The organism is Streptomyces yokosukanensis (assembly GCF_001514035.1).
Lineage (GTDB): Bacteria > Actinomycetota > Actinomycetes > Streptomycetales > Streptomycetaceae > Streptomyces > Streptomyces yokosukanensis.
The window spans coordinates 243,973-258,450 of sequence record NZ_KQ948211.1 but is presented as its reverse complement, the minus strand read 5'-3'; the positions used below and the strand labels follow the sequence as shown (position 1 = coordinate 258,450).

Sequence of the window (14,478 nt, the reverse complement as noted above, 5' to 3'; positions counted from 1 at the left end):
GCACGGAGTGCCTAGGGGAGGGTAACGACCGTGGCGGCGTAGACGAGACCCGCCCCGAATCCGATGACGAGCGCGGTGTCACCGCTCTTCGCCTCCCCGGTCGCCAGGAGCCGCTCCATCGCGAGCGGAATCGAGGCGGCCGAGGTGTTGCCGGTGGTGCGGATGTCCCGGGCGACCGTGACATGCTCCGGCAGTTTGAGAGTCTTCACCATCGAGTCGATGATCCGCACATTGGCCTGGTGCGGGATGAAGACGTCCAGGTCGTCCGGGCTGATCCCGGCCGCGTCCAGCGCCTGCTGGGCGACCTTCGCCATCTCGTACACGGCCCAGCGGAACACCGCCTGGCCTTCCTGGGTGATCGCGGGGAACTTGACGTTGCCCTCGCTGTCGAGGGGCAGTTCGGACACGTCGCCGATCCTGAACCGGTCCCACGGCACGGTCTGCTTGATGGTCTCGGACTTGTCGCCCTCCGAGCCCCACACGGTCGGGCCGATCGCCGGCTCCTGCGAGGGACCGACGACGACCGCGCCGGCGCCGTCACCGAACAGGAAGGCCGTGGCCCGGTCCTCCCGGTCGGTCAGGTCGCTCAGTCGCTCCACGCCGATGACGAGCACGTACTCGGCGGAACCTTCCACCACCATGCCCTTGGCGAGGGTCAGGCCGTAGCCGAAGCCCGCGCAGCCGGCCGAGATGTCGAAGGCGGCGGCCTTGTCGGTGCCCAGCTTGTCGGCGATCTCCGTGGCCACGGCCGGGGTCTGGCTGAAGTGCGAGACGGTCGAGACGACCACGGCACCGATCTGCTCGGCGTCGATGCCGGCGTCCGCGATCGCCTTGCCGGAGGCCTCGACGGACATCGCGGCCACGGTCTCCTCGGGCCCCGCCCAGTGCCGGGTCTCGATGCCCGAGCGCGAGCGGATCCACTCGTCGGAGGAGTCGATCTTCTCGAGGATCACCTCGTTGGGCACCACCCGGGTGGGGCGGTAGCCGCCGACGCCGAGGATGCGCGCATACGGGGCGCCCTTGCTGGGCTTGATCTTCGCCATGTACGGCTCCTTAGGCGGCGGCGTGCTCCGCGATCAGCTCGCGGGCCGTGTCGAGGTCGTCGGGGGTCTTCAGGGCCAGCGTCTTGACGCCGGGCAGCGCCCGCTTGGCCAGGCCGGTCAGCGTGCCACCCGGGCACACCTCGATGAGCGCGGTGACGCCCAGCTCCTTGAACGTCTCCATGCACAGGTCCCAGCGCACGGGGTTCGCGACCTGGCCGACCAGCCGCTCCAGGATCTCGGCGCCGGCCGCGACGGTGCGGCCGTCCTTGTTGGAGACGTAAGGGAGCCCGGGGTCGGCGGGCGTCAGCTCGGCGGCGGCCTTGGCCAGCGTCTCGACGGCGGGAGCCATGTGCTGGGTGTGGAAGGCGCCGGCGACCTTCAGCGCGACGACCTTGCGGACGCCCTCGGGCTTGTCCTCGCTCAGCGCGGCGAGCTGCTCCAGCGTGCCCGCGGCCACGATCTGGCCCGCGCCGTTGATGTTCGCCGGGGTCAGGCCCAGCTTCTCCAGGTGCGCGAGTGAGGTCTCGGGGTCGCCGCCGAGCAGGGCCGACATACCGGTCTCGGTGATCGCGGCGGCATCGGCCATCGCCAGACCCCGCTTGCGGACCAGAGTCAGCGCGTCCGTGTCGTCCAGCACGCCCGCGACAGCGGCGGCCGTGAACTCGCCGACGCTGTGGCCGGCGACGGCGCCCGGAGCGATCACGGACATGTCACCGAGTGCCGCGGCGGACAGGATTCCGGCGGCGACCAGCAGCGGCTGGGCCACCGCGGTGTCACGGATTGCGTCGGCGTCGGCCTGGGTGCCGTAGTGCACCAGGTCCAGTCCGATGGCGTCCGACCATGCGGCGACGCGGTCCGCGGCACCGGGGAGATCGAGCCAGGGAGTCAGGAAGCCAGGCGTCTGGGCGCCCTGGCCGGGAGCGACGAGTACGAGCACTCTCACACTCTCTCTTGGGGACGGCCAGGGCCGCCCGTGGGGACAGGGACGAAGAACACGAAGGGCTTTTGTGGGCCCCCGACAAAACCCTATGCCTGGGCCTCACCGTCGGCCAGACGCCCGAGGATGAGCGCGATCCGCAGTGTGAACGCGGATCGTACATCCGATGGCGACCAACCGGTGACGTCAGTCACACGTCGGAGCCGGTAGCGCACGGTGTTCGGGTGAACGAAGAGCATCCGGGCCGCGCCTTCGAGGCTGCTCGCCTGCTCCAGGTAGACACTCAGGGTTTCCAGCAGCGCGGACCCCGCTTCCTCCAACGGTCTGTAGATCTCCTCCACCAGCTGCTCGCGGGCGCTCGGATCGCCCGCGATCGCACGCTCCGGCAGCAGATCGTCCGCCAGCACCGGCCGCGGCGCGTCCTGCCAGGCCGAGCAGGCCTTCAGTCCCGCGGCGGCGGCCTGCGCGGACCGCGTGGCGGCCAGCAGATCCGGTACGACGGGCCCCGCGACGACCGGCCCGGCGGCGAAGGGCCCGATCAGCGACTTGGCGACGGCCAGCGGATTGCTGCTGCCCCCGGCGATCACCACGAGCCGATCCCCGAGCACGCCGGTGAGCACCTGCAGCTTGGCGTGGCGAGAGGCCCGCCGGATCGCCTCGACGGTCAACTCGCTGTCCCCGTCGGGCGCGGTCCCGAGCACGACGCACACATGCTCCGGCGAGTTCCAGCCGAGCGCGGCGGCCCGGCTGACGGCCCCCTCGTCGGCCTCTCCGCTGAGCACCGCGTTGACGACCAGCGACTCCAGCCGGGCGTCCCAGGCACCGCGTGCCTCGGCGGCCTGCGCGTACACCTGCGCGGTGGCGAAGGCGATCTCCCGGGCGTACACGAGCAGCGCCTCGCGCAGCACGCTCTCGTCGCCGGGGGCGGCCACCTCGTCGATGGCGCTCTCCATGACCTCGATGGTGGTCCGCACCATCTCCACGGTCTGCCGCAGCGTGATGGCCCGGGTCAGCTCGCGCGGCGCCGTCCCGAAGACATCGGTGGAGATCGCCTGCGGGGCGTCCGGATGCCGGAACCACTCGGTGAAGGCCGCGATGCCCGCCTGGGCGACCAGCCCGATCCAGGAGCGGTTCTCGGGAGGCATGGCCCGGTACCACGACAGGGTCTCGTCCATGCGCGCGATGGCCTGCGCGGCGAGGGACCCGGAGGACTTCTCCAGCCGCTTCAGGGTCGCGGCGTGCGGGTGGACGTCGTGTGCGTGGTGATCGGCGTGCGGCACGCCGCTGTGGGATTCGGGTTCGGGCACGGGGACAAGACTGCCTTATCCGGACGCCGCCGTGCGCCGCCGGGTCGAGGTGCGGGCGCCGGGCGGCCCGCGGCCGGTCTACGGTGGTGCGCGTGATGGACGTACGGCGCGCCGGTGAGCGCTACCCGGGGGGCGACGCGGAGGCCGGCATCCAGTCGTGGCACGCCTTCTCCTTCGGGCCGCACTACGACCCCGGCAACCTGCGCTTCGGAGCGGTGATCGCCTGCAACGAGGAGCGGCTCGCGCCCGGCGCCGGCTTCGACGAACACCCGCACAGCCACACCGAGATCGTCACATGGGTGGTCGAGGGCGAACTGACCCACCGCGACTCCACCGGCCACGAGAGCCGGGTACGCCCCGGCGACGTGCAACGGCTCAGCGCGGCCGCGGGCGTGCGGCACGTGGAGCGCAACGACGGATCGCTGCCGCTGACCTTCGTCCAGATGTGGCTGGCCCCGCGGGAGCCCGGCGGGGAGCCGTCGTACGAGATCGTCCCGGGGATCGCCGACTCCACGCCGTACGCCGTCCCGGAGGCGGGGGCGATGCTGCACGTCCGCCGCCTGGCCGCCGGCGAGCGGACGGCCGTGCCGGACGCGGCGTACGTGTACGCCCATGTGGTCCGGGGCGAGATCGCGCTCGCCGGGCAGACGCTCGGGCCGGGCGACTCGGCGCGGCTCACGGACGCGGGCGATCTGTCGGCGGTGGCGGCGACGGCGGCGGAGCTGCTGATGTGGGAGATGGCCCCGGCGGACCTCAGCCGCGCAGTTCCGCCAGCACCCCGTCCGTGAACACCGGCCACGCCTCGACCGCCCAGGGCCCGAACGCCCTGTCGGTCAGGGCGGCGCACGCCACCCCCGCGTCCGGGTCGATCCACAGGAACGTACCGGACTGGCCGAAGTGGCCGAAGGTCCGCGCAGACGACGAACTCCCGGTCCAGTGCGGCGACTTGGCGTCCCGGATCTCGAACCCCAGCCCCCAGTCGTTCGGGTTCTGGTGCCCGTACCCCGGCAGCACCCCCTTCGTCCCCGGATACTGCACGCTCATCGCCTGTGCGACCGTCCGCGGATCCAGCAGCCGCGGCATCTGCACCTCCGCCGCGAACCGGAGGAGGTCGGAGACCGTCGACACCCCGTCCTTGGCCGGCGAGCCCTCCAGCGTCGTCGACGTCATCCCCAGCGGCTCCAGCACCGCCTGGCGCAGATACTCCGGGAAGGGAATGTCCGCGGCCTTGGCGATGTGGTCGCCGAGCTGCTCGAACCCGGCGTTGGAGTACAGCCGCCGCTCCCCGGGCGGAGCCGTCACCCGGTGCTCGTCGAAGGCCAGCCCGGAGGTGTGGGCGAGCAGATGGCGCACGGTCGAGTCGGGCGGCCCGGCCGGTTCGTCCAGCTCGATCGCGCCCTCCTCGTACGCGACGAGCGCCGCGTAGGCCGCCAGCGGCTTGGTGACCGAGGCGAGCGGGAAGCGGTGCCCGAGGGGGCCGTGCGTCCCGAGGACGGTCCCGTCGGCTCGTACGACGCCCGCCGCCGCGGTGGGCACGGGCCAGTTCTCGATCGAGGCCAGGCTGTTCAACGACATGGTGCCGAGCCTATGCGGCTCACAGGAGCAGCCGCATCGACGGGTCCGGGTCGCGCGTGAAGCCGAGCGAGGCGTACAGCGGTTCGGCCGCCGGGGAGGCGTTGAGCAGCACATGCCCGGCGCCCCGGGCCCGGAACCAGGCCAGCAGCTCCTCCATGCACGCGCGCGCGTACCCGCGGTGCCGGGCGTCCGGGTCGGTCGCCACGCTGAACACGTGCCCCACGCGCCCGTGCGGATTGCCGGCCCTGCCGATGCGGTACTCCAGCGTTCCGGCCGCCAGCGCGGCCAGCGCCCCCGGCCGGTCCGGACGCTCGACGACGAAGGCCGCGAAGTCCGCGTCGCTCTGCGCGAGCCGCTCCCGCAGCGTCGGCAGGGACTCGGCATGCCACTCGGTCGGCCCGGCGCCGCCCGCGCTCCAGAGCGAGTCGATCATGACCTGCCGCAGCCGCAGCACTTCACCGGCGTCCTCGGGCAGCGCCCGCCGTGCAAGACTCATGCGCCGCACGCTAGCGGTGCGACCAGGCTCGCGTCCTGCGGATTTCTTACCCGATCCGCTTGCTTGGAGTGCACTCGAAGGCCATAGCGTGGAGACCATGACGGTGATGCAGACCACGCCAGCGGACACCGGACCAACGGCCCCCGCCGACATCTGCTCCGCCCCGCCCAGGCGCCATCCGCGACCCGACGGCCAGGACCGCTACACGATCAGCGAGGTCGTCGTGTTCACCGGCCTGACCGCGCACACCCTGCGCTGGTACGAGCGGATCGGCCTGATGCCGCACGTCGACCGTTCGCACACCGGCCAGCGGCGCTACAGCAACCGCGACCTGGACTGGCTGGACTTCGTGACCAAGCTGCGGCTGACCGGCATGCCGGTGGCGGACATGGTCCGGTACGCGGAGATGGTCCGCGAGGGCGAGAGCACCTATCCGCAGCGGCAGGCCCTGCTGGAGTCGACCCGCCGGGACGTCCTGAGCCGGATCGCCGAACTGCGGGACACGCTCGCCGTGCTGGACCTGAAGATCGGCTTCTACGCGAGAGAGGGGAGCCCCCGATGACCGACGCCGGGCTCGCGTGACCTTTCGCCTGGGAGCGGCGGCCGGCCCGGGGGCTACAGCTCGGCCAGCAGCTCGGCCTTCTTGCCGGCGAACTCCTCGTCGGTGACCAACCCGGCCTGGTGCAGCTCGCCCAGATGCCGGATGCGCTCGGCGATGTCGGCGGGGTCGCGCCGCGGCGGGGCCGGCACCGCGGGTACCGGCCCCCGCGTGCGTACGGCGGCCAGGACCGCCGCGGCGAACGGCAGCGACTCGTGCACCGGCCCGTACCCCAGCCCGAAGACGACGGCCGCCGGATCCTGATCGGCCTGCACGGGCGCGTCCGGGGCCGCGTCGCGGCGCACCAGCCGCAGATGGCCCTCGAACACCTCCGGTGACCGCCACTCCACGCCGCTCAGGTCGGTGACCGCGAGGCTCTGGTCGCCGGCCTTCCACTTCGCCGACGACGCGCCCGTCCACGACCAGCGGAACTGCACCGCCGTACCGTCGAACGACGCCTTTCCGTCGTACGCCTTGAACGACAGCGGCGCCTCGGGCGCGGCCACCAGATGGCGCTCGACGGGCCCGGACTCGGTGAGCAGCCCCTTCAACTCGTCCGCGTAGTACTCGGCGAGGGTCTCGCGCTCGGCCGGCAGCACCAGCCGGTACGGATCGGAGCCGTCCTTCAGCTGCCCGGCCGCCGCCTCCACCAGCGGATCGGCGCCGGCGCGCGGCAGCAGCCGCAGGACGACGGTGCCGCGCCTGCCCGGCGCGAGCGTCACGCCCTCGACCGCGGACAGCGGGATACGCCGCTCCCCGAGCGCCTGGAACAGCTTCGGTGTCCGAATCCCCCGTTCGTAACGGATGAGCACGGAGTCGGACTCGAACTCCCAGACGGCATGAAATCCCGCCAGTACGTCACCCATGCGGCTCATCGTATGCGGCACGTGCTCCTCCGTCGCCACCCGCGCAGACCGCACTTCCTGCTGTTTCTACGCGCGTCCGGCCGTCGTCGTGCCGGACGCACCGGCCCGGCACGCGTCGTTCTCGCGTGCGCACGTCACCGCGTCGTACGCGCCGACGCCGACGTCGGCGAGATTGCGCAGGCTGTCCGTGCCGGGCTGGAAATAGCCGGCGTGACCCTTGGCGTCCCGGGCGGACAGCACACGCGCGCCGAACTCCGAGGACACCGGATCGGCACCGTGCCCGAGCCCGCCCAGCTCCAGATACGGCACGTCCTGGATCCAGTCGGTGGCGTCCCGCATGGCCCACACCCGGGCAGAGGTGTCCAGGTGGGAGGCGGCGGAGACCCGCATGCCGGGGCTCGCGGCCACCGCTATGTCGGTCACCCGGTCCGGCATGGCGTGCGCGGCGACACCGCAGACCACCGTGCCGTAGCTGTGGCAGATCGCCGCCACCGGGGCCCTGCCGGGCAGGCCGCCCAGCATGGCGTTCAGCCGCACGGCGCCCTCCTCGGCGCGCAGGCCGGTGGCCGCGTCCACGCCGAGTCCGTCGGGGGCGGTGTAGTCGGCCCAGGCGATCACGGCCGTCCGGGTCGTGGGGCTCTGGGCGCGCTCCGCCGCGTACAGCGCCTTGGCCATGCCGACCGGGGCGCTGTAGGGGCGGTAGGTCTTCTGGAAGGTGAGCAGATCGGTGTCGACGCCGGGGACGACGACCGAGATCCGCTGGGCCGTGTCCAGGTTCCCGAACACCTCCGCGACGCGGCCCGAGCCCTCGGGGTCGAAGGCGAGGACCTGCCGGCCGGGGCTCAGCAGGGCCTCGTAGCGGTGCATACGACGGCCCGCGTCCTGCTGCCCGGCCGCGCTGAGCCGGCTGTCGTGCATGCGCTTCTTCTCGACCTTGCGGGCCTGGTCCAGCGCGATGTGGTTGGCGCGGTAGCGCAGGGTGACCGGGGCGCCGTTCATGTTGCCGACCGCGAGCGGGTAGCGGTGGGCGAGACGGGCCTGGTCCTCGGCGCCGAGGGAGGTGAAGAAACGGCTGAGCCGGGCCGGCGCGGCCTCGGGGTCCGGCAGGTGGAGGCCGTGGACGGTGCCGTGTCGCCACTTGTCGAGCGAGGCCTGCAGTTCGGTCGACTCCCGGTGGGTGCGCAGGGCGGTCCAGCCGGTGGTCGCGAGCATCACGAACACCACGGCCAGCGCCAGCAGTGCGCGCCAGACGTTCAGTTGCGGGGAGGTATCGAAGGAAGTCACTGGGAGGACACACTAGGAGAACGGCGGGGTCTCGGGGTAACCGAGTGACAGGTATCACGTTTCGTGATACGCCGAACGCCCCGTCAGTGATCTCGGTCCGCGCGCCAGTTCCCGGTGAGCGCCGAACCCACCTGGTCCAGGTAGGACGCGGTGAGTTGGCGGACGGCGCCCAGGCTGAGGTCGTCGCCCTTGCACCACTGCCGTTCCGTGACCCTCATCACGGCGCCGAACACGGCCACGGCGAGTCGCGGCCGGGGGTCGGCGTCCACGTCCACACCCTCGCGCTCGGCCAGCAGGCGCGCGATCGTCTCCTCGGTGGCGGCCGAGCGGCGCAGGTGGGCGGCGAGCAGCGCGGGCGTGGACTCGATCGTCCGGTACATGCGCAGATGCAGATCGATCGGGACGGCCGTCTCGACGGTCCCGCGGATCGCGTCCCAGCCCTGCAGGATCGCCTGCCGCAGGGCCTCCATCGGTGCCTCGTGGGCCGGGCGCGCCCGTACGGCGGCCACGAAGTGCTCCTCCGTCATGGCCTGCACGGCGAAGGCCGCGTCCTCCTTGCCGGCGAAGTAGCGGAAGAAGGTGCGCTGGGAGACGTCGACGGCCTCGGCGATCTCGTCGACGGTGGTGTGCTCGTAGCCCTGGGTCGTGAACAGCTCCAGGGCGGCCCGCAGCAGCGCCTCCCGTGTGCGCTGTTTCTTGCGTTCCCGCAGTGTTTCCATGGGTGTCAGTTACTGACGGATGAAATGGTTTGTCAATTGTCAGAGGCTGACACTAACCTCGTTCGTATGACTAGTCAGACCACCGTCGACGCGACGGGGCCGGGGGACAAAAGCTCGGCCGCCCCGCCCGCGTCGGCTCCGGCCGCGGGGCTGCGCGGCCATCCGTGGCTCACCCTCATCACCGTCGCCGTAGGCGTCATGATGGTGGCCCTCGACGGCACCATCGTCGCCATCGCCAACCCGGCGATCCAGAAGGACCTGGGGGCCACCTTCGCCCAGGTGCAGTGGATCACCAACGGCTACTTCCTCGCCCTCGCGGTCTCCCTGATCACCGCGGGCAAGCTCGGTGACCGCTTCGGCCACCGGCAGACCTTCCTCATCGGCGTCACCGGCTTCGCCGCCGCCTCGGGCGCCATCGGCCTGTCGAGCAGCATCGCCGCGGTCGTCACCTTCCGCGTGTTCCAGGGCCTGTTCGGCGCGCTGCTGATGCCGGCCGCGCTCGGCCTGCTGCGGGCCACCTTCCCGGCCGAGAAGCTCAACATGGCCCTCGGCATCTGGGGCATGGTGATCGGCGCGTCCACCGCGGGCGGCCCGATCCTCGGCGGTGTCCTCGTCGAGCACGTCAACTGGCAGTCGGTGTTCTTCATCAACGTGCCGGTCGGCGCGCTCGCCCTCCTCCTGGGCGTGCTGATCCTGCTCGACCACCGCGCCGAGAACGCCCCGCGCTCTTTCGACATCCCCGGCATCGCGCTGCTCTCCGGCGCGATGTTCTGCCTGGTGTGGGCGCTCATCAAGGCCCCGGCCTGGCACTGGGGCAACGGCAGGACATGGGCCTTCATCGGCGCGTCCGTGGTGCTCTTCGTCGCGTTCGCCCTGTGGGAGACGAGAGTCAGGGAGCCGCTGATCCCGCTCGGCCTGTTCCGCTCGATCCCCCTCTCGGCGGGTGTCGTGCTGATGGTCCTCATGGCCATCGCCTTCATGGGCGGCCTGTTCTTCGTGACGTTCTACCTGCAGAACGTCCACGGCATGCGCCCGATCAACGCGGGTCTGCACCTGCTGCCGCTCACCGGCATGATGATCGTCGGCTCGCCGCTCGCCGGCGCCGCGATCACCAAGCTCGGCCCGCGCATCCCGCTGGCCGGCGGCATGGCCGCGACCGCCATCGCCATGTACGGCATGTCGACGCTCAAGGCCGACACCGGCAGCGGTGTCATGTCCATCTGGTTCGCGCTGCTCGGCCTCGGCCTGGCACCGGTCATGGTCGGCGCCACCGAGGTCATCGTCGGCCACGCCCCCATGGAGCTGTCCGGCGTGGCGGGCGGCCTCCAGCAGGCGGCCATGCAGATCGGCGGCAGCCTCGGTACGGCGGTGCTGGGCGCCGTGATGGCCTCCAGGGTCGACAGCGACCTGGCGGGCAACTGGAACGGGGCCGGGCTGCCGAAGCTGACCCCGGATCAGCTGGGCAAGGCCTCCGAGGCGGTTCAGGTCGGTGTGGCGCCGGTGCCGAAGGGTGTTCCGGAGCAGGTCGCCGCGAAGATCACCGATGTCGCCCACGACACCTTCATCTCCGGCATGAGCCTCGCCTCGCTGGTCGCGGCCGGCGTGGCGGCGGTCGCCGTCCTCGTCGCGCTGCTCACCAAGCGGGGTGCGAACGCGGAGGCGGGTGCGGGCGTGGGCCACATCTGAGGGCCGTACCCGCGGGATTTCCCCTATCAGGGTGACTCCGCTAAAGATCCCTCGCACCGGACGCACGCCGCAGGTCACAGTGGGTCAAGTCCTCCGCAGGACATGGGAGGACCGCCGGGCCGCGGCGTGCGTTGCGGAGGGGGCTGCGCAGGCCTGCGGCGCCTCGGCGGGGGCGGCAGCGGGGTGGGGACGCGTTCACCGTCGCCGGGTGGGGATCCGTGCCCGGCTGCTCGCGCAGTTCCCCGCACCCCTGAGGGGGTTGCAGTGCAACTTCCGAAGGGGCGCGGGGAACTGCGCGAGCAACCACGACGGATCCGCACCCGGCAGCGAATCGGCGCCCCCACCCCGGTCGCCGCCCCCGCCAAGGCCGCGCAGCGCTACGCGTCGCCGCCCGCCGCTCCCGGATCCGCCGCCGAGACGTCCAGCAACTGGTAGCGGTCGATGGCCTGCTTCAGCGCGGACCGGTCGATCTTGCCCTCCCGGGCCAGTTCCGTCAGCACCGCGACGACGATCGACTGCGCGTCGATGTGGAAGAAGCGCCGGGCCGCCCCCCGGGTGTCGGCGAAGCCGAAGCCGTCCGCGCCGAGCGACTGGTACGTGCCCGGCACCCACCGCGCGATCTGGTCCGGAACCGATCGCATCCAGTCGGACACGGCCACGAACGGACCCTCGGCGGCGCTGAGCTTCCGCGTCACGTAGGGCACCCGCTGCTCCTCCTCCGGATGCAGCAGGTTGTGCTCCTCGCACGCCACCGCCTCGCGGCGCAGCTCGTTCCACGAGGTGGCCGACCAGACGTCGGCGCGCACGTTCCACTCCTCGGCGAGGATCCGCTGGGCCTCGAGCGCCCACGGGACCGCCACGCCCGACGCCATGATCTGCGCCGGGAGCGAGCCGGCCGTGCCCGGCCGCAGCCTGTGGACGCCCTTGAGGATGCCCTCGACGTCCACGTTCTCCGGCTCGGCCGGGTGCTGGATGGGCTCGTTGTAGACGGTCAGGTAGTAGAAGACGTCCTCGCCGTGCGGGTGCTCGGCGTCGCCGCCGTACATCCGGCGCAGGCCGTCCTGCACGATGTGCGCGATCTCGTACGCGTACGCCGGGTCGTAGGCCACGCACGCCGGGTTGGTCGAGGCCAGCAGCTGCGAGTGGCCGTCCGCGTGCTGCAGACCCTCACCGGTCAGGGTCGTACGACCCGCGGTCGCGCCCAGGACGAAACCGCGTGCCAGCTGGTCGGCCATCTGCCAGAACTGGTCACCCGTGCGCTGGAAACCGAACATCGAGTAGAAGACGTAGACGGGGATCAGCGGCTGGCCGTGTGTCGCGTAGGCCGAGCCGGCCGCGATCAGGGACGCCGTGCAGCCCGCCTCGGAGATGCCGTCGTGCAGCATCTGGCCGGTCGGCGACTCCTTGTAGGCGAGGAGCAGGTCCCGGTCCACCGCCTCGTACTGCTGGCCGAGCGGGTTGTAGATCTTCGCGCTCGGGAAGAAGGAGTCCATGCCGAACGTGCGGTACTCGTCCGGCGCGATCAGCACGAACCGCCGGCCGATCTCCTTGTCCCGCATGAGGTCCTTGAGGAGCCGGACGAACGCCATCGTCGTGGCGATGGACTGCTGGCCCGAGCCCTTCTTCACGCTCGCATAGGTCTTGTCGTCCGGCAGTGCGAGCGGCTCGGCACGCACGACGCGCGTCGGGACGTACCCGCCGCACTGCTTGCGCATGTCGTGCATGTACTGGATCTCGTCGGTGTCCCGGCCCGGGTGGTAGTACGGCGGCAGGCCGGACTCCAGCTGCTGGTCGGTGATCGGCAGGTGGAGGCGGTCCCGGAAGCGCTTGAGGTCGTCGACCGTCAGCTTCTTCATCTGGTGCGTGGCGTTGCGGCCCTCGAAGTTCGGGCCCAGCGTCCAGCCCTTGATCGTCTTGGCCAGGATGACCGTCGGCTGGCCCTTGTGCTCCTTGGCCGCCTTGAACGCCGCGTAGATCTTGCGGTGGTCGTGACCGCCGCGGCCCAGGTGCAGGATCTGGTCGTCGGTCATGTTCTCGACCATCGCGCGCAGCCGGTGGTCGTCGCCGAAGAAGTGCTCGCGGATGTACGCGCCGGACTCCGTGGCGTACGTCTGGAACTGGCCGTCCGGGGTCGTGTTCATCTTGTTGACGAGGATGCCGTCGCGGTCCTGCGCGAGCAGCGGGTCCCAGGTGCGGTCCCAGATCAGCTTGATCACGTTCCAGCCGGCGCCCCGGAAGATCGACTCCAGCTCCTGGACGATCTTGCCGTTGCCGCGCACCGGGCCGTCCAGGCGCTGCAGGTTGCAGTTGACGACGAAGGTCAGGTTGTCCAGGCCCTCGCGGGCGGCGATGGACAGCTGGCCGAGCGACTCCGGCTCGTCCATCTCGCCGTCGCCGAGGAAGGCCCACACGTGCGACTTGGACGTGTCGGCGATGCCGCGCGCCTCCATGTAGCGGTTCATCCGCGCCTGGTAGATCGCGCCGAGCGGGCCGAGGCCCATGGAGACCGTCGGGAACTCCCAGAAGTCCGGCATGGAGCGCGGGTGCGGGTAGCTGGACAGGCCGTCGGGGTACTTCGACTTCTCCTGGCGGAAGCCGTCGAGCTGGTCCTGGGTGAGCCGGTCGAGCAGATAGGCGCGGGCGTAGATGCCCGGCGAGGCGTGGCCCTGGAAGAAGACCTGGTCGCCGCCGTCGCCCTCGTCCTTGCCGCGGAAGAAGTGGTTGAAGCCGACGTCGTAGAGCGAGGCGGAGGAGGCGAAGGTGGCGATGTGGCCGCCGACGCCGATGCCGGGGCGCTGGGCGCGCGAGACCATCACGGCCGCGTTCCAGCGGGTCGCGTTGAGGATCTTGCGCTCGATCTCCTCGTTGCCCGGGAAGAACGGCTCGTCCTTGGTGGCGATCGTGTTGACGTAGTCCGTGCTGCGCATCTCGGGCACGGACACACGCTTCTCGCGGGCCCGTTCGATCAGTCGGAGCATGAGATAGCGGGCCCGTTCCCGGCCGCGCTCATCCACGGCGGCGTCGAGGGAGTCGAGCCACTCCTGGGTCTCTTCGGGATCGAAGTCAGGAACCTGACTCGGAAGGCCGCCAATGATGATCGGATTGCGATCGGATCCGGAAGCCACGCTGTTCCTTACCTGTCAGAGGGCCGATTTTCTGCTTTTCTTCACCTGTCTGCACCGTCCCCCATCGTGTACCTGGGGACGGCGTACGTCATCTCATCGCTGGTTCCATCGGTCGAAACGCAACGATACGCCCGGGGTGTGACGTGCCTGGCAAAGGTGTTCGAGAGGCGCCGCAAAACAGGCAAATGTGTGTGATGTGGAACACGCTGGATCGGGATACGGTGCCAGAAGTTGCGGCGACAAGGCCGGGATCGTCACCGTTTCGGCGGTCCGAAGGGCCGGGTACTTGCGCGATCCGTCCCGCCCGTGTGGACTACGGCCAGGCAACGCGCGCACGCGCGTGGCTGAGTTTTTCCCAAAGACATGATCAGGAGGCAGACCGTGAGCGCGACCGCGGACCACGCGGAGACGAACCTGGCCGTCAGGCTGGGTTTCCAGCCCGACCAGGTGGTCCAGGAACTCGGCTACGACGAGGATGTGGACCTAGAACTCCGCGAGGCCATCGAGGCGGCCACCGGCACCGAACTGGTGGATGAGGACTACGACGACGTGGCCGATGCCGTGGTGCTGTGGTTCCGCGACGAGGACGGAGACCTGACGGACGCGCTGGTCGACGCCATCGGGTTCCTCGAAGAGGAAGGCCAGATCGTCCTTCTCACGCCGAAGACCGGCCGGGACGGCTACATCGAGCCCAGCGACATCAGTGACGCGGCGCGGACGGCCGGCCTGTCGCAGACCAAGAGCGTCAGCGTGGGCAAGGACTGGAACGGCAGCAGGCTTTCGACCCCGAAGGCCGGCTCATCCAAGCGGTGACTGTCTTCCGCAGGTGAGCGATGCGGGGG

The 14,478-nt window shown here is 70.9% G+C and carries 13 protein-coding genes; 4 read left to right on the top strand and 9 right to left on the bottom strand.

The window, feature by feature from the left end; all coding sequences use genetic code 11:
• Window positions 1-11 precede the first annotated feature (11 nt).
• The 3 genes from AQI95_RS16705 to AQI95_RS16695 all read right to left on the bottom strand — a co-directional run bounded on the left by AQI95_RS16705 (window position 12) and on the right by AQI95_RS16695 (window position 3,287).
• Window positions 12-1,043, bottom strand: coding sequence for a ketoacyl-ACP synthase III (locus AQI95_RS16705; protein ID WP_067123643.1), 1,032 nt, complete (start codon window positions 1,041-1,043; stop codon window positions 12-14).
• A gap of 10 nt (window positions 1,044-1,053) precedes the next feature.
• Window positions 1,054-1,980 carry an ACP S-malonyltransferase gene (locus tag AQI95_RS16700; protein ID WP_067123641.1) on the bottom strand — a complete coding sequence of 309 codons (927 nt, stop codon included), beginning with the start codon at window positions 1,978-1,980 and terminating at the stop codon, window positions 1,054-1,056.
• 89 nt (window positions 1,981-2,069) lie between these two features.
• A complete protein-coding gene (locus tag AQI95_RS16695) occupies window positions 2,070-3,287 on the bottom strand; it encodes a PucR family transcriptional regulator (RefSeq protein ID WP_067123639.1) in 1,218 nt (405 codons plus the stop codon).
• A gap of 95 nt (window positions 3,288-3,382) precedes the next feature.
• Between AQI95_RS16695 and AQI95_RS16690 the strand changes: the two genes are divergently transcribed.
• Window positions 3,383-4,075 carry a pirin family protein gene (locus AQI95_RS16690; RefSeq protein WP_067124083.1) on the top strand — a complete coding sequence of 231 codons (693 nt, stop codon included), beginning with the start codon at window positions 3,383-3,385 and terminating at the stop codon, window positions 4,073-4,075.
• Here AQI95_RS16690 and AQI95_RS16685 read toward each other — a convergent pair.
• Window positions 4,041-4,862 (bottom strand): serine hydrolase domain-containing protein, encoded by an 822-nt coding sequence (locus tag AQI95_RS16685; RefSeq protein ID WP_067123637.1) that lies wholly within the window; start codon window positions 4,860-4,862, stop codon window positions 4,041-4,043. The two genes, AQI95_RS16690 and AQI95_RS16685, sit on opposite strands and share 35 nt — an antisense overlap.
• Window positions 4,863-4,881: 19 nt before the next feature.
• Complete coding sequence (locus AQI95_RS16680; RefSeq protein ID WP_067123635.1) at window positions 4,882-5,358, bottom strand: GNAT family N-acetyltransferase; 477 nt, start codon at window positions 5,356-5,358, stop codon at window positions 4,882-4,884.
• Between the two features lie 97 nt (window positions 5,359-5,455).
• On the opposite strand from AQI95_RS16680, the gene AQI95_RS16675 reads away from it, so the two are divergent.
• Window positions 5,456-5,920, top strand: coding sequence for a MerR family transcriptional regulator (locus tag AQI95_RS16675; protein WP_067123633.1), 465 nt, complete (start codon window positions 5,456-5,458; stop codon window positions 5,918-5,920).
• A 53-nt stretch (window positions 5,921-5,973) separates the two neighbouring features.
• Here AQI95_RS16675 and AQI95_RS16670 read toward each other — a convergent pair whose 3' ends face one another.
• From AQI95_RS16670 to AQI95_RS16660, 3 genes are all read right to left on the bottom strand, one after another.
• Entirely contained in the window at window positions 5,974-6,822 is an 849-nt protein-coding gene (locus tag AQI95_RS16670; RefSeq protein ID WP_067123631.1) for a DUF4429 domain-containing protein, read from the bottom strand.
• Between the two features lie 66 nt (window positions 6,823-6,888).
• Window positions 6,889-8,106 (bottom strand): alpha/beta hydrolase, encoded by a 1,218-nt coding sequence (locus AQI95_RS16665; RefSeq protein ID WP_067123629.1) that lies wholly within the window; start codon window positions 8,104-8,106, stop codon window positions 6,889-6,891.
• Between the two features lie 83 nt (window positions 8,107-8,189).
• Window positions 8,190-8,825 carry a TetR family transcriptional regulator gene (locus AQI95_RS16660; protein ID WP_067123627.1) on the bottom strand — a complete coding sequence of 212 codons (636 nt, stop codon included), beginning with the start codon at window positions 8,823-8,825 and terminating at the stop codon, window positions 8,190-8,192.
• 66 nt (window positions 8,826-8,891) lie between these two features.
• Here AQI95_RS16660 and AQI95_RS16655 point away from each other — a divergent pair, with 66 nt between their 5' ends.
• Window positions 8,892-10,511: an MFS transporter gene (locus tag AQI95_RS16655; RefSeq protein ID WP_067123625.1), complete on the top strand. Its 1,620-nt coding sequence runs from the start codon at window positions 8,892-8,894 to the stop codon at window positions 10,509-10,511.
• A gap of 377 nt (window positions 10,512-10,888) precedes the next feature.
• Here the strand turns inward: AQI95_RS16655 and aceE are convergent, their stop codons facing one another.
• Window positions 10,889-13,636 carry a pyruvate dehydrogenase (acetyl-transferring), homodimeric type gene (gene aceE / locus AQI95_RS16650; RefSeq protein ID WP_067123623.1) on the bottom strand — a complete coding sequence of 916 codons (2,748 nt, stop codon included), beginning with the start codon at window positions 13,634-13,636 and terminating at the stop codon, window positions 10,889-10,891.
• 381 nt (window positions 13,637-14,017) lie between these two features.
• Between aceE and AQI95_RS16645 the strand changes: the two genes are divergently transcribed.
• Complete coding sequence (locus tag AQI95_RS16645; RefSeq protein ID WP_067123620.1) at window positions 14,018-14,449, top strand: DUF3052 domain-containing protein; 432 nt, start codon at window positions 14,018-14,020, stop codon at window positions 14,447-14,449.
• Window positions 14,450-14,478 lie beyond the last annotated feature (29 nt).

What these genes read in the sequence shown, in the direction of transcription:
- AQI95_RS16705 (WP_067123643.1), bottom strand. Translation starts at nt 1,043, where the DNA reads ATGGCGAAGATCAAGCCCAGCAAGGGCGCCCCGTATGCGCGCATCCTC.
- AQI95_RS16690 (WP_067124083.1), top strand. Translation starts at nt 3,383, where the DNA reads ATGGACGTACGGCGCGCCGGTGAGCGCTACCCGGGGGGCGACGCGGAG.
- AQI95_RS16685 (WP_067123637.1), bottom strand. Translation starts at nt 4,862, where the DNA reads ATGTCGTTGAACAGCCTGGCCTCGATCGAGAACTGGCCCGTGCCCACC.
- AQI95_RS16680 (WP_067123635.1), bottom strand. Translation starts at nt 5,358, where the DNA reads ATGAGTCTTGCACGGCGGGCGCTGCCCGAGGACGCCGGTGAAGTGCTG.
- AQI95_RS16675 (WP_067123633.1), top strand. Translation starts at nt 5,456, where the DNA reads ATGACGGTGATGCAGACCACGCCAGCGGACACCGGACCAACGGCCCCC.
- AQI95_RS16670 (WP_067123631.1), bottom strand. Translation starts at nt 6,822, where the DNA reads ATGGGTGACGTACTGGCGGGATTTCATGCCGTCTGGGAGTTCGAGTCC.
- AQI95_RS16660 (WP_067123627.1), bottom strand. Translation starts at nt 8,825, where the DNA reads ATGGAAACACTGCGGGAACGCAAGAAACAGCGCACACGGGAGGCGCTG.
- AQI95_RS16655 (WP_067123625.1), top strand. Translation starts at nt 8,892, where the DNA reads ATGACTAGTCAGACCACCGTCGACGCGACGGGGCCGGGGGACAAAAGC.